The organism is Streptomyces sp. NPDC086835 (assembly GCF_044745705.1).
Lineage (GTDB): Bacteria > Actinomycetota > Actinomycetes > Streptomycetales > Streptomycetaceae > Streptomyces.
The window spans coordinates 1,100,532-1,121,525 of the sequence record NZ_JBIVAU010000002.1; the positions used below are offsets into that span (position 1 = coordinate 1,100,532).

The following is a 20,994-nucleotide window of genomic DNA, read 5'->3' on the forward strand; positions in this document are numbered from 1 at the left end:
TCATCGTGACCGTCACTGAACTGGTGTCGTACGAGGACGCCCTCGCGTCCTACGACCCCGTCATGGGCCTCGAGGTCCATGTCGAGCTCGGCACCAAGACCAAGATGTTCTGCGGATGCTCCACGGAGCTGGGCGCCGAGCCCAACTCGCAGACCTGCCCCACCTGCCTCGGCATGCCCGGCTCCCTGCCGGTCGTCAACGCGGTCGCCGTCGAGTCTGCCGTCAAGATCGGCCTCGCGCTGCACTGCGAGATCGCCGAGTGGTGCCGCTTCGCCCGGAAGAACTACTTCTATCCGGACATGCCGAAGAACTTCCAGACCTCGCAGTACGACGAGCCGATCGCCTTCAACGGCTATCTGGACGTCCAGCTCGAGGACGGCGAGGTCTTCCGCGTGGAGATCGAGCGCGCCCACATGGAGGAGGACACCGGCAAGTCGACCCACGTCGGCGGTGCCACCGGCCGTATCCACGGCGCGTCCCACTCCCTGCTCGACTACAACCGGGCCGGCATCCCGCTGATCGAGATCGTCACCAAGCCGATCGAGGGCGCCGGCGCGCGGGCTCCCGAGGTCGCCAAGGCGTACGTCGCCGAGCTGCGCGAGCTCATCAGGGCCCTCGGCGTGTCCGAGGCCCGCATGGAGATGGGCCAGATGCGCTGCGACGTGAACCTGTCGCTGCGCCCGAACGGCACCGAGAAGTTCGGTACCCGCTCCGAGACGAAGAACGTCAACTCGCTGCGCAGCGTGGAGCGTGCGGCCAGGTACGAGATCCAGCGGCACGCCGCGGTGCTCTCGTCCGGCGGCACCATCGTGCAGGAGACCCGGCACTTCCACGAGGACGACGGCTCCACGACGTCCGGCCGGGTCAAGGAGGAGGCGGAGGACTACCGCTACTTCCCCGAGCCCGACCTGGTCCCGGTCGCGCCCACGCGCGAGTGGGTCGAGGAGCTGCGCGCCACCCTGCCGGAGCTGCCGCGTCTTCGGCGCAACCGCCTCCGTGAGGAGTGGGGCGTCTCCGAGCACGACATGCAGTCGATCCTCAACGCCGGCGCGGTCGACCTGATCGTCGCCACGATCGAGGCGGGCGCACCGGCCGACCAGGCCCGCAAGTGGTGGATGGGCGAACTGGCCCGCAGCGCCAACGAGTCGGGCAAGGCTTTGGACGAGCTGCCGATCACTCCGGCGCAGGTCGCCCGGGTGACCGCACTGGTCAAGGAGGGCTCGCTCAACGACAAGCTGGCGCGCCAGGTAATCGAGGGCGTGCTCGCGGGCGAGGGCGACCCGGACACCGTCGTGGACAAGCGCGGCCTGAAGGTCGTCTCGGACGAGGGCGCGCTCGGCGCGGCCGTCGACGAGGCCATCGCGGCCAACGCGGCGATCGCGGACAAGATCCGCGGCGGCAAGGTCGCGGCGGCGGGAGCGCTCGTGGGCGCGGTCATGAAGACCACCCGCGGCCAGGCGGACGCGGCCAGGGTGAAGGAACTGATCCTTCAGAAGCTGGGCGTCACCGAGGGCTGACGGCTGTACGCACGGCGAGGGCGGCGCGCACCACGGGTGCGTGCCGCCCTTCCGTGCTCCCGGCGCCCACGTCGTGTGCGGGGCGCGGAGTTCGGCGTCGCGGCAGCCTTCGTGGTCATGGCGGCGGCATCCGCCGTCGGGCGCGAATCCGCGTTACCGATCAGGGAGCCGGGCCGTTGTCACCACATGACCAAAGCACATCGTGTACTCGCCGCTCTCGCCCTCGCCACCGGCGCCTCCGCGCTCGCGGCCCCCGCCGCGACCGCCGCCTCCCCCCAACTCCCCGTCGGAACGCTGTCCGTCATGGACACGGTCGACACCCTCACCGAGAGCTCCGTCGCACCGGAGCAGCGCGGACAGATGCCGAGCACCTCCGAGCAGCTCTCCGGTCTCAACCGGCTGGCCGAGGTGCCCGGTGAGCTGGACCCGCTCACCAGCCAGGCCGCGCCCGTGGTGGGGCTGCTCAGCGCCTAGCAGCCCGGCGGCCGGCGCCGGCGGCCGGACGGCAGCGGGCGGACGTGCGGGTCAGTGACGGACGCCCAGCCCCGGCAGCCACAGTTCGCCGCGGTCCTTGCAGCTCACGTCCCTCGCACGCAGTTCCTCCGGCGCCCTGGTGCCGCGGGCGCACAGTTCGGTGACGACGAGGGCGGCCAGATCCGCGGCGTTCTCCGGTCCGGGATCGGGGAAGTCCGTCTGCCACCAGCCGCGGTCCCTGCTCTGCCAGCCGCGGGCGAGCATCATCCTGGCGCGGTCCTCGTTGTTCTCCCCGTCGCGGTCGTCGATCGAGGCCTGCAGGCCGTCCTCGAGGCTGTAGGACACGAGCAGCTGGCGGCCCCGGTCGACGGCGCTGGTCAGGCAGAAGCTGGCCCAGTCGGTGCCGACCTGCACCGGCAGCTGCTCCACCCACGCCGCGAGAAGCAGCTGAAGGCCGTACTGGAACTGCCCCAGGTCCGCGGCGGGCCGACCGCCCTGACGGGACGTCGGGCGCTCGCCGGGGCCGCTGCGGTCGAGCTGCCACACGTACGGAAGGAACGCCGGGTCGTACGGTTCGCCGCCGGACCACGCGCCGCCCCACTCGAAGGCCCGCCGCTCCTCGCCCTCGAGGGTCAAGGTGTCGTGGACCGACAGCCCCACCTGCTGCCGGTCCCCGGCGAGCAGGACGATTCTGCGGCCGTCACGCCAGCGGACGCTCGGGCCCTTGGCCGAGCCGCCGTACAGCGTCGGCTCGCCGATCCGCGCCACGATCGCGTCGTACACCCCCTGGAGCGCGCGGCGGCGCCCGGCAGGGGTCGTGTCCGGCTCATGGACGAGCACGGGGACGGGGGCGCGGCCCAGATGCGGGCCGGGCGCGTCATGGAGCATGCGGGCGAACTCCGCGGCGTCCGCGGGCGTCAGGGCTGTCTGGTGGATCCCCCTGTATTCCATGTCGGCCATCGTGCCAGCCGGCGCCGACAAATCCGCTCGTCTTGTGGACCACGGCCGATTCCCGCCGTCGGGCGCCCTCGAGGCCGGATGTCCCTGCCCTGAGTATGGTGGAGCGGGCGGTTCCGCCGTTGGCCGGATGTCGATCGGACTTTCCGGTCGGACTCTTGGACGTTCACCACTCGGACGTCACCAGGCCTTCTCGCCGACATCGGCTCCGACTACCGTCCCTGCGGAGCAATGGCTCAAGGATGAACCATTGGCCGTCGACGGGAGGTCGTGGATGTCACCGGAGATTTCGCGCAGAAGTGTGCTCAGGCTCGGTACCGGAGCACTCGGCGCGTCGGCCGCGGGATCTCTGCTGCCGCCGTCCCTCCGGGCGGTGCTCTCCGCGGATCCGCCGGCCGGCGGGCTGCGCGCGGTCGAGCACGTGGTGATCCTCATGCAGGAGAACCGGTCCTTCGACCACTACTTCGGGACACTGCGCGGAGTGCGCGGCTTCGGGGACCGCAACGCGGTCGAACTCCCCTCCGGCGGGGCCGTCTTCGAGCAGCCCGGCCCGCAGGGTCCGGTGCTTCCCTTCCCCGTGCGGGAGGCCGCGGCGGCGCAGCGGAAGGACCTCCAGTACATCGGCGACCTCGACCACTCGTGGGGCGGCGGCGCCAAGGCCTGGCGCGACGGCTGGATGGACGGCTGGGTCTCCGCGAAGACCGCCGCGACAATGGCCTACTACGACCGGCGCGATCTGCCGCTGCACTACGAGCTCGCGGACACCTTCACCATCTGCGACGCCTACCACTCCTCGATCCACACCTCGACGAACCCGAACCGCAACCACCTCTGGAGCGGTTGGACCGGACACGAGGCCGACGGCACGCGTGCCGTGACCAACGCCGCGTACGCGGAGGGCACCCACCCCGGCTACCCGTGGCCGACGTACGCGGAGCGCCTGGAGCAGGCGGGCCACACCTGGAAGACGTACACGGAGTGGGAGAACTTCACCGACAACAGCATCGAGTTCTTCACGAGCTTCAAGAAGATCGCGCGCAAGGCGCTGGCTCGGTCCGGTGGCTTCACGTACATGGAGGCCTTCTACGCCAAGGTCCGCGAGACCGAGGACGCGGCGGAGCGCGCCGCGCTGCTCGCGTCGCTCGAGCAGGGGGTCGCGACGCTGTCGAAGAGCGAGCGGTCGCTCTTCGAGCGCGGGCTGCGCCGGGTCGAGACCGGCACACTCGCCGACACTTTCCGTGCCGACGTGGCCGCCGGCCGGCTCCCCGCCGTCTCCTACCTCGTGCCGTCGGCCGTGGACTCCGAGCACCCCGGGGCCTCGTCGCCCATCGCTTCCGCCTCCCTCGTCTACAAGGTCCTCGACGCCCTCGCCTCGCACCCCGACGTCTGGCGGCGCACCGTCGTCCTGATCAACTACGACGAGAACGACGGCTTCTTCGACCATGTGCCGCCGCCCGTCCCGCCCTCCGACGACACCGACGAGCGCTGGCAGGGGCTCCCGACCGGCCTCGGTATCCGCGTCCCCATGCTGGTCGTCTCGCCCTGGTCGGTCGGTGGCTACGTCTGCTCCGAGGTCTTCGACCACACTTCGGTGATCCGGCTGCTGGAACGGTGGACCGGTGTCGAGGAGCCCAACATCACCCCGTGGCGGCGCACCGTGACCGGCGACCTCACCTCGGCATTCGACTTCGGCAGGGCACGGCCCCAGCCGGAGGTGGAGCAGCCGGGGGAGATACCCCCGTTCACGGGCCGCTGGCGGCCGCTGCCGCCCAAGGTGCAGGCGATGCCCGTCCAGGAGCCGGGCACCCGCCCCGCGCGTCCTCTGCCGTACCAGCCCGACGCCCACGCGACGCTGACCGCCGACGCGGTCACCGTGGCGCTCCGCAACAGCGGACGGGCGAGCGCGCATTTCGCGCTCTATCCGTACGCCGGTGAGTTTCCCGTGCCGCAGCACCGGGATGTAAGGGGCGAGGCGCAATGGAGGGTGCCCCTTACGCGTGCGGACTACCGTTTCACCATCATCGGGCCGAACGGCTTCCGCCGGGATTTCGCCGGCCCCGCGCGGGGCACCGCCGAGGTCCGCTCCGTCATCGACCACCACGACCGCGACGTGCACCTCGCGCTGCGCAACACCGGCAGCGCGCCCCTCACGTTCACCGTGCGGCCCCTCGGTTACGTCGATGAGGCGGACCTGCACGGCTGGACCCGCAGGATCACCGTGAAGGCCGGACGCAGCCGCACCGTCGTGCACTCGGCGGCCGACGCGCACGGCTGGTACGACCTCGAGGTGACCGTCGAAGGGCCGCAACGTGAGTCCGGCTTCCGGCGCCGGCTGATGGGACACATCGAGAACGGCCGCCCGAGCGTCTCGGGCTGACACTGCGCCTGCCGCCAGGGTGACCTGTGCACATCAATGTCATGGGGTGTCGTGGGGGTCGGCGATGTGCGCCGTTATGCACCGGTGTGCATCCATGTGACTCACGCCACGAAAGGGACAAACGATCACGATTGACTGCCAGAGTGTCTCCTTGCAGGTCATGAGTTCTTTGCGGGCTGTTCCCGACCAAAGATCCACGAACCACCAGGGGAGCCGGTCCGTTGGCAGCAATTGCCCGGTGGTGCGTCACGCACCGCCTCGTCGTCGTCCTGCTCTGGCTCGTCACACTCGGCGGCGTCGCTGCCGCCGCGGGCGTCGCCGGAGCCGCTTACTCCAACGACTACGAGGTTCCGGGCACCGAATCCGGCCGCGCCACCACCCTCCTCCAGGAGGGCTTCCACGGCCGGGCCGGCGACAGCGACACCATCGTCTGGCGCACCGACAGCGGCAGCGTCCGGGCCCCCGACGTCGAGAAGCGCATGTCGGACATGCTCCAGGACGTCGCCGAGCTCGACGGAATCGCCGCAGTCGTGAGCCCGTACGGCAGCGACGGCGCCACGCAGATCAGTCCCGACTTCCGCACCGCCTTCGCCGTGGTCTCCTTCGAGCACCAGGTCGAGGACATCTCCGAGGCGCAGGCCAGGGCCGTCGTCGACACCGCGAAGGCGGCCGCGGGCGACGGGGTGGACGTCGAGCTCGGCGGCAGCGCCATCGCCCTGACCGAGGCCCCCGACGGGCATCTCGCCGAAATGGTCGGTGTGGCGGTCGCGGCGGTCGTCCTCTTCCTGGTCTTCGGCTCCCTCGCCGCCAGCGTGCTGCCCATCGCCACGGCGCTCGTGTCCGTCGGAACCGCCTACGCGGGCATCGTTCTCCTCGGCCACGTCATGACCGTCGCCGACTTCGCGCCCATGCTGGGCCTCTTGATCGGCCTCGGCGTCGGCATCGACTACGCGCTCTTCATCGTCACCAGACACCGCAAGGGGCTCAAGCGCGGCCTGGCCGTGGACGAGGCGGTACACGACGCCGTGGCCACCACGGGCCGCGCCGTCGTCTTCGCCGGCGCCACCGTCTGCATCGCGCTCCTCGGGATGCTGATCCTGCGACTCGGCTTCCTCAACGGCGTCGCGATCGCCGCGTCCCTCACCGTCGTCCTCACCGTGGCCGCGTCCGTGACGCTGCTGCCCGCCCTGCTCTCGATGATCGGCATGCGGGCGCTGAGCCGGCGCGAGCACCGCCGACTGGTCGAACAGGGGCCGCAGCCCGAACTGCCCACCGGCTTCGCCGCCCGCTGGTCCGCCTTCGTCGAGCGCCGGCCCAAGCTGCTGGGCGCCCTCGCCGCGGTCGTCATGCTGGCGCTCGCCCTGCCGACGTTCTCGCTCCACCTCGGCACGTCCGACCAGGGCAACGGGCCCGCCTCCGCCACCACCCGGCAGTCGTACGACATGCTCGCCGACGGCTTCGGCCCCGGCGTCAACGGGCCTCTCACCCTCGTCGCCGAGCTGGAGGGACCCGACGACCATGTGGCGCTGGACCGGCTCCGGGAGGACCTCCAGGCCACCGACGGCGTCGCGTCCGCCGGGCCCGTCGCCTACAACAGCAGCGGGGACACAGCGGTGCTCACCGTCGTCCCGGAGTCCGCGCCGCAGTCGAAGACGACGAGCGAACTCGTCGACCGCCTGCGCTCCGAGGTCCTGCCGGTCGCGGAGAACGGCACTTCGCTCCAGGTGCACGTCGGCGGTGTCACCGCCGGCTACGACGACTTCGCTGAGATCATCGTCGGCAAGCTGCCGCTCTTCGTCGGCGTCGTCATCGCGCTCGGCTGCATGCTGCTGCTGCTCGCCTTCCGCTCCCTCGGCATCCCGCTGAAGGCCGCGGCGATGAACGTCCTCGCCGTCGCGTCCGCCTTCGGCATCGTCGTGGCCGTCTTCCAGTGGGGCTGGGGCAGCGAGCTGCTCGGTCTCGGCAGCGCGGGTCCCATCGAGCCCTTCCTGCCGGTGATCATGGTCTCGGTGCTCTTCGGCCTCTCCATGGACTACCAGGTCTTCCTGGTCAGCCGGATGTACGAGGAGTGGCTGGAGACCGGCGACAACCGGCGCGCGGTACGGGTCGGCCTCGCCGAGACCAGCCGTGTGATCAACTCCGCCGCCGTCATCATGATCTCCGTCTTCCTCGCCTTCGTGCTCAGCGGCGACCGGGTCATCGCCATGTTCGGCATCGGCCTCGCCGCGGCCGTGGCGCTGGACGCCTTCGTACTGCGCACCCTGCTGGTGCCCGCCCTGATGCACATGCTCGGCGGCGCGAACTGGTGGCTGCCCCGGTGGATGGGGCGCCTGCTGCCCCGGATCAGCATCGAAAAGCCCGAGTGCCGCGAGGCCGCGCATGCGAGGATCCCCGGTGCACGCGCGCGCGAGGACGGCGAGCTCGTGCAGTAACGGCCCGCGGTCCATCGGAGGAGCACTGTGTTTGCCATAAGCCTCGGCGACGACGGAGCGGAACTGCGTCCCCTGGAACCCTGGCAGGCGGAGGAGTTCTTCGCCCACATCGACCGTGGCCGCGAGTACATCGGCCGCCACGTCGGCCTGCCGGACATCGTCAAGGACGTCCCCGCCGCCCGGGCCTTCCTCCGGTCGTACGCCGAGAAGGCCGCCGCGGACACGGGACGCATCTACGGCATCTGGCTGGAGGGCACCCTCGTCGGCGGCGTCATGTTCCGCACCATGGACGTGGCCCAGGGGACCTGCGAGGCGGGCTGCTGGCTCGAACCCACCGCGGCCGGCCGGGGCCTGGTCACGCGCGCCGTGACGGTCATCATCGACTGGGCGGTGGAGGTGCGCGGAATGCACCGCGTCGAATGGATCGTCGCCTCCGCCAACCAGGCCAGTATCAACGTCGCCAAGCGCCTGGGCATGACCCACGAGGGCACCCAGCGGGAGCTCTACCTGTACCGCGGCGAGCGGCACGACGAGCAGATCTGGTCGGTGCTGGCCCCGGAGTGGCGCAAGCGGCGGGCCGCGTAGCCGGCCGCCGGCCGCACGGCGCGGAAATCCGATGGTGCTCCTGAGCGGGCGGTGCTCCAATGCGCCAATGGACCAACGTGATCGGCAAGCCGTACTCGCCCTGTTCGACCAGCAGTTGCGCCGGGACGCCCCCGGCGGCGAGCCGGCCGGTGACGTGGTGCGCCAGACCGGCGCCGACGGTGACTGGAGCGGCGTCGTGTGGTCCGCGCTGAGTCCGGAGACGGCCGATGCGGTGATCGAGGGGCAGGTGCGGTACTTCTCCGGGCTCGCCCGCCCCTTCGAGTGGAAGCTGTACAGCTACGACACTCCGCACGACCTCGGCGAGCGGCTGCTCGCGGCCGGGTTCACCCCTGAGCCCGACGAGACGGTGATGGTCGGGGAGGCCGCCCACCTGACGGCCGGTGCCGTGCTGCCCGACGGGGTACGGCTGGAGCCGGTGACCGGCCCGGCGGGCGTCGACCTCGTGGCACAGGTGCACGAGCAGGCCTTCGGCACCAGCAGCGACCGGCTGCGTGAGCAGCTCCTCGCCCAGCTGGCCAAGGACCCCGACACGATCGACATCACCGTCGCGATGGCGGGCGACCTGCCCGTCTGCTCGGCCCGGATGGAACGCTGTCCGGGGACGGACTTCGCCGGCCTCTGGGGCGGCGGCACGCTCGCCGCGTGGCGCGGCCGCGGCATCTACCGGGCCCTGGTCGCCCACCGGGCCCGTCTCGCCGTGGCCAAGGGCGTCCGCTTTCTGCAGGTCGACGCGTCGGACGACAGCCGCCCCATCCTCGAACGGCTCGGCTTCACGGCGCTGTGCACCACGACGCCGTACGTCTACGAGCCGTGAGCCACGCGCTCCGACCCCTGTCGTGAGGCACGTGCTGTGATCCCCTGGGATCCCGGGCCGTGATCCCGTGCCGTGGTCCCGAGCCGTTACGCCCCGCGGTCGCTACGAGCTTGGCGCCCGCACCAGCACGTCGCCGGCGGCCGAGCGGTAGTAGAGCACGGACCGTCCCGCACGGCGGCGGCCCACCAGCCCGGCGTCCAGCAGCACCTTGAGGTGGCGGCCCACCGAGCCGAGACCCTGGCCCGTCAGCGCCACCAGGTGCGTCGTGCTCATCGGGCTGTCCAGGAGCACCAGCACGCTCGCCCGCCCGGCGCCGAGCAGCCTGTCCAGCGCCTCCGGGGCTGCGGCACGCTCCGGCTCCGCCAGCGTGCCCGAGCACGGGTACACCACCGCGTTCCTGTGCACCGTGCCGTCGGCGTCCGGCCGGTCCGTGGAGATCCATCCCGTGCGCGGCGTGACCGGCACGAACAGCAACTGCGATCCCATCAGTTGCCGAGGCGGGAAGGCACGGGTGTTGATCTGCAGCCGGTTGTCGCCCAGCCACCGCATCTCCGGATGCATGTCGTCCAGTGCGGCCGCCCAGCCCGCCCGGCTCAACTGGTCCGTACGCGCGACCACATCGGCCTCGATGACGCGCCGCCGCCGTGGCCAGTCGGGCGCCACGGTCTCCCGCCACACCCACTCCAGCAGGCCGGCGATGCGCTCCGGGAGATCGGGGCGCAGCAACACGTCGGGCAGCGGTCCGCGATGAGCGATCTCGAGGTCGGCGCGGGCGGTGTCGGCCGGTGTCTCGCGGATCCGTGCCAGCTCGTCGTAGAACTCCGCGCCGCCCTGGGCCGCACGCTCGAGCAGCGGCACCGGCGTCAGGAAGTCGGCTATCCACCGGTGCCTGCCCAGTGCGACGGGCACCAGCAGGGCGGTGACCGGGTCGGCGGCCAGCCGCTCCAGGAATGCGGGCCGATGACGCTCCAGCCACCGACGCTCGGCGGGATGCGCGGGCGAGTCCTTCTTCAGGACCATCAGGCTCGCCGTCGTCTCGCACAGGGGGGACACGACGAAGCGGCTGCCCGCGAGCGTGTCCGCGTTGACCTCCCACCAGCCCAATGGTTTCGCCTCCCCGCGAAACATTAACTCCGCGCCCGAACGCCTGCCGACACTCCGTCCATGCGCACCTACCAAGAGCTCTTCGAAGCACCGGAGTTCGCCCCCTTGCTGGCGGTCTCCGCCGCACACGTGGCGGCCCTGACGGTGAGCGGGCTCGCCCTGGGGACGCTCGTCCACGACGCCACCGGCTCGCCGCTCCTGGCAGCCCTCAGCATGTTCGGCCCGAAGCTCGCGCAGATGATCGGCGCCAGTGTCCTGCTGTCGGCGGCGGACCGCCTGCCACCGCGCGCCGCGACCGTCGGCCTGGCGCTCTTCTTCGCCGTGACCACCACGGCCCTGGCCCTGCCCGGCCTGCCGGTGTGGGGCATCTTCGTGATCCTGTCGGTGCAGGGCACGGTCGGCTCGGTCGGCGGCGGGGTGCGCTACGGACTGCTCACGGAGATCCTCCCCGCAGAGGGCTACCTGCTCGGCCGTTCCGTGCACAACATGTGCGCGGGAAGCCTCCAGATCTGCGGCTACGCCGTCGGCGGCGTACTCGTCAACGTCCTGACGCCACGCGAGGCCCTCCTCACCGGAGCCGCGCTGTACGTCGTCTCCGCGGCCGTCGCCCGCATCGGCCTCACGAGGCGGCCTCCGCGCGCGAAAGGCCGCCCGTCCGCGCGCGAGAGCTGGGGGACCAACGTGCGCCTGTGGGCGTCGAAACCGCGGCGCCGCGTCTACCTCGCCCTGTGGGTGCCAGGCGGACTCGTCGTCGGCTGTGAGTCCCTCTTCGTCTCCTACGCTCCACGCCACGCGGGGCTCCTGTTCGCCTGCGCCGCGGTGGGGATGCTGGCCGGGGACATCCTGACCGGCCGCTTCCTGCCCGTGCGTCTGCGTGACAGATTCGGTGCGCCGCCCCTGCTGCTGTTGCTCGCCGCCCCGTATCTGATTTTCTTCCTGCACCCTGCGCTGCCTGTGGCGCTCACCGCCGTGACCGTGGGGGCGGTCGGCTTCTCCGCCAGCCTGCTGCTCCAGGAACGCCTGCTGTCGCTGACGCCGAGCGAGCTGACGGGTCACGCACTCGGACTGCACTCCTCGGGGATGCTCACCATGCAGGGCGTCGCCGCGGCGATCGCGGGAGGCATCGCCCAGCTCACCTCGCCCGCGACCGCCATGACCGTGATGGCCGCCGCCTCCGCCGCGGTCACCCTTGCCCTGACACCGGGCCTCCGGCGCCTCGCACCGGCGGCCGGACGCGCGCCGGCCGCTGCCGACACCGGCTCCGGTCTCACCGGCAGGGGCAAGGACCCCAGCGCGACGGAAACGGTCTGACGCCCCGCACGCGCTCCCGAGGCGCCCTGGGCCTCCGAGGACCCGGTGGACGCCCGACGCCGCCCGCACAGACCGGGGCCGGGAAGGCCGCCCCGCCGACACCGGAGGAACGACATGCTCGACCACGCCATGCAGCAGCTGCGCCGCGCCGACCTGATCCGGGAGGCCGGCGCCGAGCGCCGCGTCCCCCGCCGCGCACGTTCCCGCCGCGCCGAGCGGCCGTCCGCCCCGGACGGAGGGGCAGGGCGGACGAGCCGTCCCGACCGCCGGCGTTTCACCCGGGCGGCGTGACTCTCCGCGGCGCCGGCCTCTGAGGCCCGTCGACAGCATCCCCGTCAGCCGTACCTGCCGCGTCTGTTGGGGCGACCGCGTCTGCCGTGCCGGCGGTGTCGACCGCACCGGCTGCTGCACCCGGCTCGTCGGCCCGCCCCACCCTCGCATCCGGCGCCGGAGCCTCTGCCGCCGCCGGCGCATTTGGATGTGCCGCGTTTGGATGCGCAGGGTCCGGATGCGCAGGGTCCGGATGGGCAGGGTCCGTGGCCCGGACCGTCACCTTGCCCGAGTCGAGGTCTATCGGGCCACGCCCGGGGTCGCCGTCGCCCACGTCGACCCTGGTCAGCGCCAGGCGGTTGCGTTCGTCGTCGGTGTGCTTACGGCCGGGTGCGAAGATCTCCTCGAAGGCGTTGAACACGGATCGGCCTCCCCTATCGGACCTCCAGTTGGAGGATCTTGTCGTCGCCCGACTCCGGCGTGCCGCGGGTGTCGGTCTCGCTGGTGAGGAGCCAGAGCTTGTCCCCGCCCGCCGGTACGACAGTGCGCAGACGGCCGTGCTCCTCCTCGAGGAAGGGCTGCGGGTCCGCGGAAGGCGCGGTCCCGGACAGCGGGATGCGCCACAAACGTTCGCCGAGCAGCCCCGCCATCCAGATCGAGCCCCGCGCGTACGCGATGCCGCTCGGTGAGGCGTCCGTCGTCTTCCACTGTGCGACCGGGTCGACGAAGCCGGACCGGCCGCCCTTGCCCTCGACCTCCGGCCATCCGTAGTTCTTCCCCGGCTCGATCAGATTGAGCTCGTCCCAGGTGTTCTGCCCGAACTCCGCCGCCCACAGTCGCTTCTCGGAGTCCCAGGCGAGGCCCTGCACATTGCGGTGGCCGTACGAGTAGACGACGGAATCGGCCTCCGGGTTGCCGTGGACCGGGCGGCCGTCCGGCGTCATGCGGAGGATCTTGCCGCCCAGCGACTCCTTGTCCTGGGCGAGACCGGTCTCGCCCGTCTCACCCGTGCCCGCGTACAGCATCTTGTCCGGACCGAAAGCGATCCGCCCGCCGTTGTGGATGATCCCCTTGGGGATGCCGCGGAGCACCGTGTCCGGCGCGCCCAACTGCTGGCCGGCCGGCTTCTGCTCGTCGTAGAGCAGGCGGGCGATGCGGTTGTCGGAGGCGGTGGTGAAGTACACGTACACCTGGCGGTCGGAGGCGAACGAGGGGGAGATCGCGAGGCCCAGCAGGCCGCCCTCCCCGGCCGGTGCGACCCCCGGCACGGAACCGATCTCGGTCTTCTTGCCGCTCTCCGCGTCGACCCGGGTGATCGTCCCTTCGTCCCGCGAGGTCACCAGCAGGTCGCCGCCCGGCAGGACTGCCGCGCCCCAGGGCGACTTGAGGTCCTCCGTCAGGGTGGACACGACCTTCACGGAGCCCTTCGCGGGCGGGCCTGCGGGGCTGGGCGCGGGGCTGGGCGCCGTGGGCGAGGGCGACGCGGCTTCCTTGGAGGCGCCGGGCGTACCGGCGGACGGACTCGTCCCGCCGCCCGACGAGCATCCGGCCGCAAAGAGGAGTGCGACGGCGGCCATTACGGCCGTCACTGCAGGACGGTGCACGGTTGTGATCCCTTCGACGGCGGCTGGAGCTGCCTTCCTGTTCTTCTTACACCGCCGCCGCCGTTCAGGTTCCCGATCTTGCGGAGAAGCCGCGGCAGCCGTCCGCGCGCCGGTCGGCGAGACGCCTCGGCAGCGGTCCGGTCCGGGTACACCGGGAAGCCGCGGCAGCCGTCCGCGCGCCCGGTGGGAAGGGGAGGCCGTGGCGGCGCTCAGTCCCACGAACCCCGTGCCGGCGGCAGCGCCGCGATCTCCGCCAGGTCGTACGCCGTGAGCTCCAGCTTCCACGCGCCCGCGTTCTCCACCGCCCACTCCGGGCGCTTCGTACCGGGCACCGGCACCACGTGCCGTCCCTGGGCCAGCACCCAGGCCAGGGCCACCTGCGCCGGTGTGACGGCGTCCCCGTGCCGTGCGGCGACCCGACGCAGTCCCGCCACGACCGGCTGGTTGGCCGCCATCATCTCCGCCGTGAACCGGGGGTGGCGCGCCCGTACGTCGTCCGGCTCGAAACCCTGCCCCGGGGTGAGCGTTCCCGTCAGGAACCCGTTCCCCAGAGGCGTGGCCGCGAGGAAGCCCACTCCGCGCGCCTCGCACCACGGGAGCAGCCGTTCCAGGGCCTGGGGCGACCAGACCGACAGCTCCGCCTGAACCGTGCTCACCGGGAACACCTGCTGCATCCGCTCCAGTTGGCGAATCGTTCCCTCGTACAGGTCACCCCCCGAGCGGCGTGACGCCCGCGCACCGACGGCGCACATCCCGAGCGCCCGCACCTTGCCGACACCCACCAGCTCCGCCATCGCGCCCCAGGTCTCCTCCACGGGCACCTCGGGGTCGGCGCGGTGGAGCTGGTACAGGTCGATCACGTCGGTCTGGAGCCGCCGCAGCGAGGCGTCGCAGGCACGCTTCACATATCCGGGCCGCCCGTTGGCGACGATGTGCTGGTCGCCGACGAGCAGGCCCGCCTTCGTCGACACGAAGGCGTCCGCGCGCCGCTCCTTGAGGACCCGGCCGAGCAGCAGCTCGTTGGTGAACGGGCCGTACATGTCGGCCGTGTCCAGCAGGCTCGAACCGGCGTCGAGCGCGCTGTGGACGGTGCGGAGCGACCGGTCCCCGCGCTGCTGGGAGCTGCTGTAGGCCCAGCTCATCGGCATGCAGCCGAGCCCCACGGCGCCCACCTCGAGGCCCGCCGCACCGATCGCCCTGCGCTCCAACTCCCCGTACCTCTCCCTCGGCCGCTCCCCAAACTAACCAATAGGCGCCAGCGGCCTTCGCATAGCCTCCTGACCATGACTGCTGATGTGTGGCTCCCCGTCCCGGCCGACGAGATCGACGGCCTCCCCGCCCCCTCCGCGACGGGCCTGACGTACCGGTTCTGGGACGGCGGACCCGACTACCCCGCCGACCCCGCCGACTGCGCCTTCTACGCCGTCCCGTACATGAAGGGCATGGAGGTGGCCATACGGCCGCTGGCCGCCATGAAGTCCGTACGCGTCGTGCAGACGCTCTCCGCGGGCCTCGACCATGTGGAGCCGGGACTCGACCTGCTGCCCGCCGGTGTGCGGCTGTGCAACGCCAAGGGCGTCCACGAGGCGTCCACGGCCGAGCTCGCCCTCGCGCTCGTCCTCGCCTCGCTGCGCGGCATCCCCGGGTTCGTGCGCGGGCAGGACTCGGAGCAGTGGCGGTCCGGCTTCTACCCGTCGCTGGCCGACAAGTCGGTGCTCATCGTGGGATACGGGTCCATCGGCGCCGCCGTCGAGGACCGGCTCGCGCCGTTCGAGTGTGCGCGGGTGGCGCGCGTCGCGCGCTCCGCCCGTACAACGGAGCGCGGCGAAGTGCGCGCACTCACCGACCTTCCCGTCCTGTTGCCGGACGCCGATGTCGTGATCCTGTGCACCCCGCTCACCGATCGGACGAAGGGCCTGGTGGGGGCCGACTTCCTGAGCCGGATGAAGGACGGCGCGCTGCTCGTCAACGTCGCCCGCGGTCCGGTCGTCGACACAAAGGCGCTGCTCGCGGAGGTGGAGACCGGTCGGATCACCGCCGCTCTCGATGTCACGGATCCCGAACCGCTGCCCGCCGGGCATCCGCTCTGGCACGCCCGCGGCGTACTGATCAGCCCCCATGTCGGCGGCTCCACCTCGGCGTTCATGCCGCGCGCCAAGCGGCTGCTGGCCGATCAGATCAACCGTTTCGCGGCCGGCGAGGCCTTGCGGAATGTCGTCGTGACGACCGGATAACGACCTTGGTCCCGCCCCGTTCCGACACGCTTCGAAGTCACTCGAATGCACCGCGTGCCTTAATCGCCAGAGATCGTCACGGAGAGTAGAGGGGCTATGTCCCTGAGTGACGATATTGGTGTATCGTCCCGACCTGGGGGCTGCACCGTGCGAGGGGTGGTGCTGTGGCGCGAACTGATTGCCGATCAGACGTGAGGGGGGCGACGGGCGATGCATGGCCGATGGAACGACGATCCGACGCGGCAGGGCAGCCGCTGGCGACTCCCGCGCACGGCGCTGCGCGGGGCGACGACTCCGACGGCCGCGCCCCAGGCCTCCGTACCGCCCGCGCCCCCGGGGACGGCGGCGCGACCCCGGACCGCGCGATGAGCGCGCCGGGGGCACTGGTGTTCCGGGGCGCGCTCCCGCGCGGCGGCTCGAGAGTCAAGCGCCAGCTCGTCCTGGCCTCCGTCTGCGCCGGCTACGCAGTGGGCGCCTCCTTCGGCTGGGGCTCGGACCGACTGGCTCTGATCATGGGCGACTTCGGGCTCAGCCTGGCCGCCCTGATCGCCGCCGTCTCCTGCCTGCTCTACGCGCGCACGCAGAACTGCCGCTTCCGGCCCGCGTGGCTGCTGTTCGCGTTCTCCTCCGCCATGGCGGCGGCGGGGAACGCCGTCTGGGGCTGGTACGAGGTGGTGCTCGGCCGTGCCGTGCCGAGCACGTCCGTGGCCGATCTGTTCTTCCTCTGCTTCGCGCCGCCCGCCATCGTCGGACTCCTGGTCCTGGCCAAACGGCCGGTCTCCAGGGCCGGCTGGGTCTGCCTCGCGCTCGACGCCTGGCTGATCGGCGGCTCGCTGCTCACGCTTTCGTGGAGCCTCGCGCTCGCCCACACCGCGCACGCGCAGGGCGAGAGCGTGGCCCCGGCCGCTCTCGCGCTGGCCTATCCGCTGCTGGACATCGTGCTGGTCAGCATGGTGCTCGCGCTGCACTTCCGCCGCTCTCCGGCCAACCGGTCCGCGGTCAACACCGCGATCGCCGGCCTCGCGCTCACGGTGCTGTGCGACGCCCTTTTCACCTCACCGCTGCTGCGGGAGAGCTACAGCTCCGGCCAACTGCTGGACGCCGGCTGGTTCGCGGGCTCGCTTCTGCTCGCCTACGCCCCCTGGGGAGCGCGCACCGGCGAGCCGGCGGGTCCGCCACGGGGCACGAGGAATCCGGTGCGTCCCATAACGAGCTCACTGTCCGCGCTGACCCCGTACCTGGCCGCGGCCGTGTGCACGCTCGGCATCCTCCACAACGTCATCGAGGGGCGCCGGGTCGACCAGGTCGTCGTGTTCACCGGCTGCACCGTCGTCCTCGCCCTCGTCGTACGGCAGGGCATCATGCTCCTCGACAACATCGCCCTCACCCACGAGCTGGCGCAGAAGGAGAACCACTTCCGCTCGCTGGTGCAGGGGTCGAGCGACGTCATCATGATCGCCGCGCCGTCGGGGGTCCTGCGCTACGTCTCGCCCGCGGCCGCCGGCGTCTACGGGCGTGACGCGGAGGAACTGGTCGGCACCGAGCTCGCCTCGCTCATCCATCCGGAGGACCTCGGCCGCGTCGTCCACGAACTGCGCCGCTTCCTGGCCGCGGAGCCGTCGACGGAGCCCACCACACGCGTGGAGTGCCGGTTCAGGTCCGGTTCCGGCGACTGGCTCAACGTGGAATCGACGGTCAGCCGTCACCAGGGCGGCCTGATCTTCAACAGCCGTGACGTCACGGAACGGGTGCGGCTGCAGGCCCAGTTGCAGCACAACGCGGAGCACGACCCGCTCACCGACCTGCCCAACCGCGCGCTGTTCACCGAGCGGGTCAGAGGCGCCCTGACGGGCCGCAGGGCGGGCGACGAGGGCACCGCCGTGCTCTTCATCGACCTCGACGGCTTCAAGGGTGTCAACGACCGGCTCGGCCACCAGGCGGGCGACGAGCTGCTGATCCAGGCGGCACGGCGGCTGGCCGACTCCGTACGGGCCGCGGACACGGCCGCCCGGCTAGGCGGCGACGAGTTCGCCGCCCTGATCGTCGGCGACGGCTCCGGGGACAGGTCCGCCCGCGAGTCGCAGGTGCTGGAGATCGCCGACCGGCTGCGGCTGATGCTCTCCCAGCCGTACCGCATCGACGGTGGTGAGGTGCGGGTGGCGGCCTCCATCGGCGTCGCCTTCGCCGAGCCCGCGATGAGCCCCACCGACCTGATGCGCAACGCCGACCTCGCCATGTACCGGGCCAAGGCCGCGGGCAAGGACCGCGTCGAGCTGTACGCGCCCCAGATGCAGGCCGAGGTGGTCCGGCGCACCGAACTGGCCGCGCGGCTGCGCAGCGCCCTGCACGAGGGCGAGTTCGCGCTGCTGCACCAGCCGGTGGTGAGCCTCACCACCGGCCGGATCGCAGCGGTCTCCGCACAGGCCCGTTGGCGCTCCGCGCAGGGCATCCTCTTCACCCCTGCCGAGTTCCTGCGGGTCTCCGACGACGGCGACCGCAGCGCCGAGCTCGGCCGCTGGCTGCTGGAGGAAGCCGTCGGCCAAGCGGCGGAACGCGCCGGCACCGGCCACAGGACAACGGTGTCGGTGCGACTGCCGGCGCGTCTGCTCCTGGACAGGGCGCTGCCGCTGGGCTCCATCGAGGCCCTGCTCACGCGGCACGGCCTGCCGTCCGGCGCACTCGTCATCGAGCTCGCGGACAGTGATCCGCGCATCTCCTTCGACGAGCTCGAACAGCGGCTGACCGCCCTGCGCAGGATGGGCGTACGGATCGCCCTGGACGGCTTCGGCAGCGGTTACGCGGCGATCAACGCGCTGCGCAGGCTCCCCGTGGACGTCCTGAAACTGGACAGGGGTCTGATCGAGGGCGTCGTCGAGTCCGCCAGAGTGCACAAGATCACCAGCGGCCTGCTGCGGATCGCGGGTGACCTCGGCATGCAGTCCGTGGCGGACGGCGTGGACGTGCCGGAGCAGGTGCTGGCGCTGCGTGCCATGGGGTGCACCCACGGCCAGGGCATGGCCTTCTCCGGGCCGCTGGACGAGTACCGGCTGCGCCGTGCGCTGGCCAGGGGTGAGTATCCAGTGCCCGACGGGCTGGCGCTGCCGCTGCTGGCCGCGGGCATCCCGCCTGCCCGGAATGGCTCAAATAATGAGACGCGCGTCCCACCCACTTGACAGTGGTAGCGCGCCGGGGGGAGGGTCATTGCCATGCGCACCCGAATTCTCGTACTTGGAAAGCGCGTCGGCTAGCAGAGCCGCACCGACAGCTCTGCAGACACCTCCCGACGCGCTCCCCTCGCTTGCCTCACGGCACGAGGGGTTTTTTGTTGCACCGGCGCCGACAGCAGCCAGATCAGAACCGCATCAAACCTCGCGAAAACCCTCAGCTTCGAGAAGAGAACGCCGATGACCGAGCAGGCCTCCGGGGCCCACCATCCGCAGCCGCGGGCCCGTACCGGCGGACAGCCGTCCGCCACCGTCGAACACGTCACGGGTGCGCAGTCCCTCATTCGCTCTCTCGAGGAAGTAGGGGCCGACACGGTGTTCGGCATCCCGGGCGGCGCGATCCTCCCGGCGTACGACCCGATGATGGACTCCTCGAAGGTCCGCCACGTCCTGGTCCGCCACGAGCAGGGCGCGGGCCACGCCGCCACCGGCTACGCGCAGGCCACCGGCAAGGTCGGCGTCTGCATGGCGACCTCCGGTCCCGGCGCCACCAACCTGGTCACCCCGATCGCCGACGCGCACATGGACTCCGTGCCGCTCGTCGCGATCACCGGCCAGGTCGCCAGCAAGGCCATCGGCACGGACGCCTTCCAGGAAGCCGACATCTGCGGCATCACGATGCCGATCACCAAGCACAACTTCCTGGTCACCAAGGCGGACGACATCCCGCGCATCATCGCGGAGGCCTTCCACATCGCGTCCACCGGCCGCCCCGGCCCCGTCCTCGTCGACATCGCCAAGGACGCCCTCCAGGCCAGGACGACCTTCAGCTGGCCGCCGCAGACCGAGCTGCCCGGCTACCGCCCGGTCACCAAGCCGCACGCCAAGCAGATCCGTGAGGCCGCCAAGCTGATCACCGGCGCCAAGCGCCCGGTCCTGTACGTCGGCGGCGGCGTCCTCAAGGCCGGCGCCACCGCCGAGCTGAAGGTGCTCGCCGAGCTCACCGGAGCCCCCGTCACCACCACCCTGATGGCGCTGGGCGCGTTCCCCGACAGCCACCCGCTGCACGTGGGAATGCCGGGCATGCACGGTGCGGTCACCGCCGTCACCGCGCTGCAGAAGGCCGACCTGATCGTCGCCCTCGGAGCCCGTTTCGACGACCGCGTCACCGGCAAGCTGGACAGCTTCGCCCCGTACGCCAAGATCGTCCACGCCGACATCGACCCGGCGGAGATCGGCAAGAACCGCGCCGCCGACGTCCCGATCGTCGGTGACGCCCGCGAGGTCATCGCCGACCTGGTCCAGGCCGTCCAGGCCGAGCACAGCACCGGCAACACCGGCGATTACAGCGCCTGGTGGAAGGACCTCAACCGGTGGCGCGAGACCTACCCGCTGGGCTACGAGCAGCCGGGGGACGGCAGCCTCGCCCCGCAGCAGGTCATCCAGCGCATCGGCGAACTCGCGCCGGAGGGCACGATCTTCGCCGCCGGCGTCGGCCAGCACCAGATGTGGGCCGCCCACTTCATCGACTACGAGCAGCCCGCCACCTGGCTGAACTCGGGCGGCGCGGGGACGATGGGCTACGCGGTTCCCGCGGCGATGGGCGCCAAGGCCGGAGCCCCGGACCGCACGGTCTGGGCGATCGATGGCGACGGCTGCTTCCAGATGACCAACCAGGAGCTCACCACCTGCGCTCTGAACAACATCCCGATCAAGGTCGCGATCATCAACAACGGCGCCCTCGGGATGGTCCGCCAGTGGCAGACGCTGTTCTACAACCAGCGCTACTCCAACACGGTGCTGCACTCCGGCCCCGAGGCCACCGGCCTGGAGAAGAGCGCCGGCACCCGCGTCCCGGACTTCGTCAAGCTGTCGGAGGCCATGGGCTGTTACTCGATCCGCTGCGAGTCGCCCGACGACCTCGACAAGGTCATCGCAGAGGCCAACGCGATCAACGACCGCCCGGTCGTCATCGACTTCATCGTCCACGAGGACGCCCAGGTGTGGCCCATGGTCGCCGCAGGCACCTCCAACGACGAGGTCATGGCCGCCCGGGGCGTCCGCCCCGACTTCGGCGACAACGAAGACGACTGAGAGCCGCAGGAAGAGCTGTAGGAAGAGGAACGACGC

16 protein-coding genes are annotated in these 20,994 nt (G+C 71.4%); 11 read left to right on the forward strand and 5 right to left on the reverse strand.

All coding sequences use genetic code 11. The features are described 5' to 3' along the window. Positions 1-5 precede the first annotated feature (5 nt). Positions 6-1,517 (forward strand): Asp-tRNA(Asn)/Glu-tRNA(Gln) amidotransferase subunit GatB, encoded by a 1,512-nt coding sequence (gene gatB / locus ACIPJI_RS11080; protein ID WP_402245679.1) that lies wholly within the window; start codon positions 6-8, stop codon positions 1,515-1,517. Positions 1,518-1,703: 186 nt separating this feature from the next. Beyond that, entirely contained in the window at positions 1,704-1,991 is a 288-nt protein-coding gene (locus tag ACIPJI_RS11085) for a hypothetical protein (RefSeq protein WP_356621121.1), read from the forward strand. Between the two features lie 51 nt (positions 1,992-2,042). Here ACIPJI_RS11085 and ACIPJI_RS11090 read toward each other — a convergent pair whose 3' ends face one another. After that, positions 2,043-2,951, reverse strand: coding sequence for a hypothetical protein (locus tag ACIPJI_RS11090; protein WP_402245680.1), 909 nt, complete (start codon positions 2,949-2,951; stop codon positions 2,043-2,045). 271 nt (positions 2,952-3,222) lie between these two features. On the opposite strand from ACIPJI_RS11090, the gene ACIPJI_RS11095 reads away from it, so the two are divergent. The 4 genes from ACIPJI_RS11095 to ACIPJI_RS11110 all read left to right on the forward strand — a co-directional run bounded on the left by ACIPJI_RS11095 (position 3,223) and on the right by ACIPJI_RS11110 (position 9,177). Beyond that, on the forward strand, positions 3,223-5,325 hold the full coding sequence (locus ACIPJI_RS11095; protein ID WP_402245682.1) for a phosphocholine-specific phospholipase C: 2,103 nt from the start codon (positions 3,223-3,225) through the stop codon (positions 5,323-5,325). 221 nt (positions 5,326-5,546) lie between these two features. After that, complete coding sequence (locus ACIPJI_RS11100; protein ID WP_356621124.1) at positions 5,547-7,757, forward strand: MMPL family transporter; 2,211 nt, start codon at positions 5,547-5,549, stop codon at positions 7,755-7,757. A 27-nt stretch (positions 7,758-7,784) separates the two neighbouring features. Next, positions 7,785-8,342, forward strand: coding sequence for a GNAT family N-acetyltransferase (locus ACIPJI_RS11105; protein ID WP_402245684.1), 558 nt, complete (start codon positions 7,785-7,787; stop codon positions 8,340-8,342). A gap of 67 nt (positions 8,343-8,409) precedes the next feature. After that, the gene (locus ACIPJI_RS11110) at positions 8,410-9,177 is read left to right on the forward strand and encodes a GNAT family N-acetyltransferase (protein ID WP_402245686.1); all 768 of its coding nucleotides are present in this window, start codon (positions 8,410-8,412) and stop codon (positions 9,175-9,177) included. Between the two features lie 102 nt (positions 9,178-9,279). On the opposite strand, the gene ACIPJI_RS11115 is transcribed toward ACIPJI_RS11110, so the two are convergent. Next, on the reverse strand, positions 9,280-10,281 hold the full coding sequence (locus tag ACIPJI_RS11115) for an ArsR/SmtB family transcription factor (RefSeq protein ID WP_402245688.1): 1,002 nt from the start codon (positions 10,279-10,281) through the stop codon (positions 9,280-9,282). A 60-nt stretch (positions 10,282-10,341) separates the two neighbouring features. On the opposite strand from ACIPJI_RS11115, the gene ACIPJI_RS11120 reads away from it, so the two are divergent. Together ACIPJI_RS11120 and ACIPJI_RS11125 are read left to right on the forward strand one after the other, a co-directional pair. Beyond that, positions 10,342-11,592, forward strand: a complete 1,251-nt coding sequence (locus ACIPJI_RS11120; protein WP_307708439.1) for an MFS transporter — start codon at positions 10,342-10,344, stop codon at positions 11,590-11,592. 114 nt (positions 11,593-11,706) lie between these two features. Beyond that, entirely contained in the window at positions 11,707-11,883 is a 177-nt protein-coding gene (locus ACIPJI_RS11125) for a hypothetical protein (protein ID WP_356621129.1), read from the forward strand. On the opposite strand, the gene ACIPJI_RS11130 is transcribed toward ACIPJI_RS11125, so the two are convergent. From ACIPJI_RS11130 to ACIPJI_RS11140, 3 genes are all read right to left on the reverse strand, one after another. Further along, a complete protein-coding gene (locus tag ACIPJI_RS11130) occupies positions 11,867-12,283 on the reverse strand; it encodes a DUF6191 domain-containing protein (protein ID WP_402245691.1) in 417 nt (138 codons plus the stop codon). The two genes, ACIPJI_RS11125 and ACIPJI_RS11130, sit on opposite strands and share 17 nt — an antisense overlap. 13 nt (positions 12,284-12,296) lie before the next feature. Beyond that, positions 12,297-13,439, reverse strand: coding sequence for a PQQ-dependent sugar dehydrogenase (locus ACIPJI_RS11135; protein ID WP_402245813.1), 1,143 nt, complete (start codon positions 13,437-13,439; stop codon positions 12,297-12,299). 236 nt (positions 13,440-13,675) lie between these two features. Next, positions 13,676-14,674, reverse strand: coding sequence for an aldo/keto reductase (locus ACIPJI_RS11140; protein ID WP_402245693.1), 999 nt, complete (start codon positions 14,672-14,674; stop codon positions 13,676-13,678). 75 nt (positions 14,675-14,749) lie between these two features. On the opposite strand from ACIPJI_RS11140, the gene ACIPJI_RS11145 reads away from it, so the two are divergent. From ACIPJI_RS11145 to ACIPJI_RS11155, 3 genes are all read left to right on the forward strand, one after another. Beyond that, a complete protein-coding gene (locus ACIPJI_RS11145) occupies positions 14,750-15,700 on the forward strand; it encodes a 2-hydroxyacid dehydrogenase (RefSeq protein ID WP_402245694.1) in 951 nt (316 codons plus the stop codon). A gap of 365 nt (positions 15,701-16,065) precedes the next feature. After that, complete coding sequence (locus ACIPJI_RS11150; RefSeq protein WP_402245815.1) at positions 16,066-18,873, forward strand: putative bifunctional diguanylate cyclase/phosphodiesterase; 2,808 nt, start codon at positions 16,066-16,068, stop codon at positions 18,871-18,873. Between the two features lie 231 nt (positions 18,874-19,104). Beyond that, positions 19,105-20,958 (forward strand): acetolactate synthase large subunit, encoded by a 1,854-nt coding sequence (locus tag ACIPJI_RS11155; RefSeq protein WP_402245695.1) that lies wholly within the window; start codon positions 19,105-19,107, stop codon positions 20,956-20,958. Positions 20,959-20,994 lie beyond the last annotated feature (36 nt).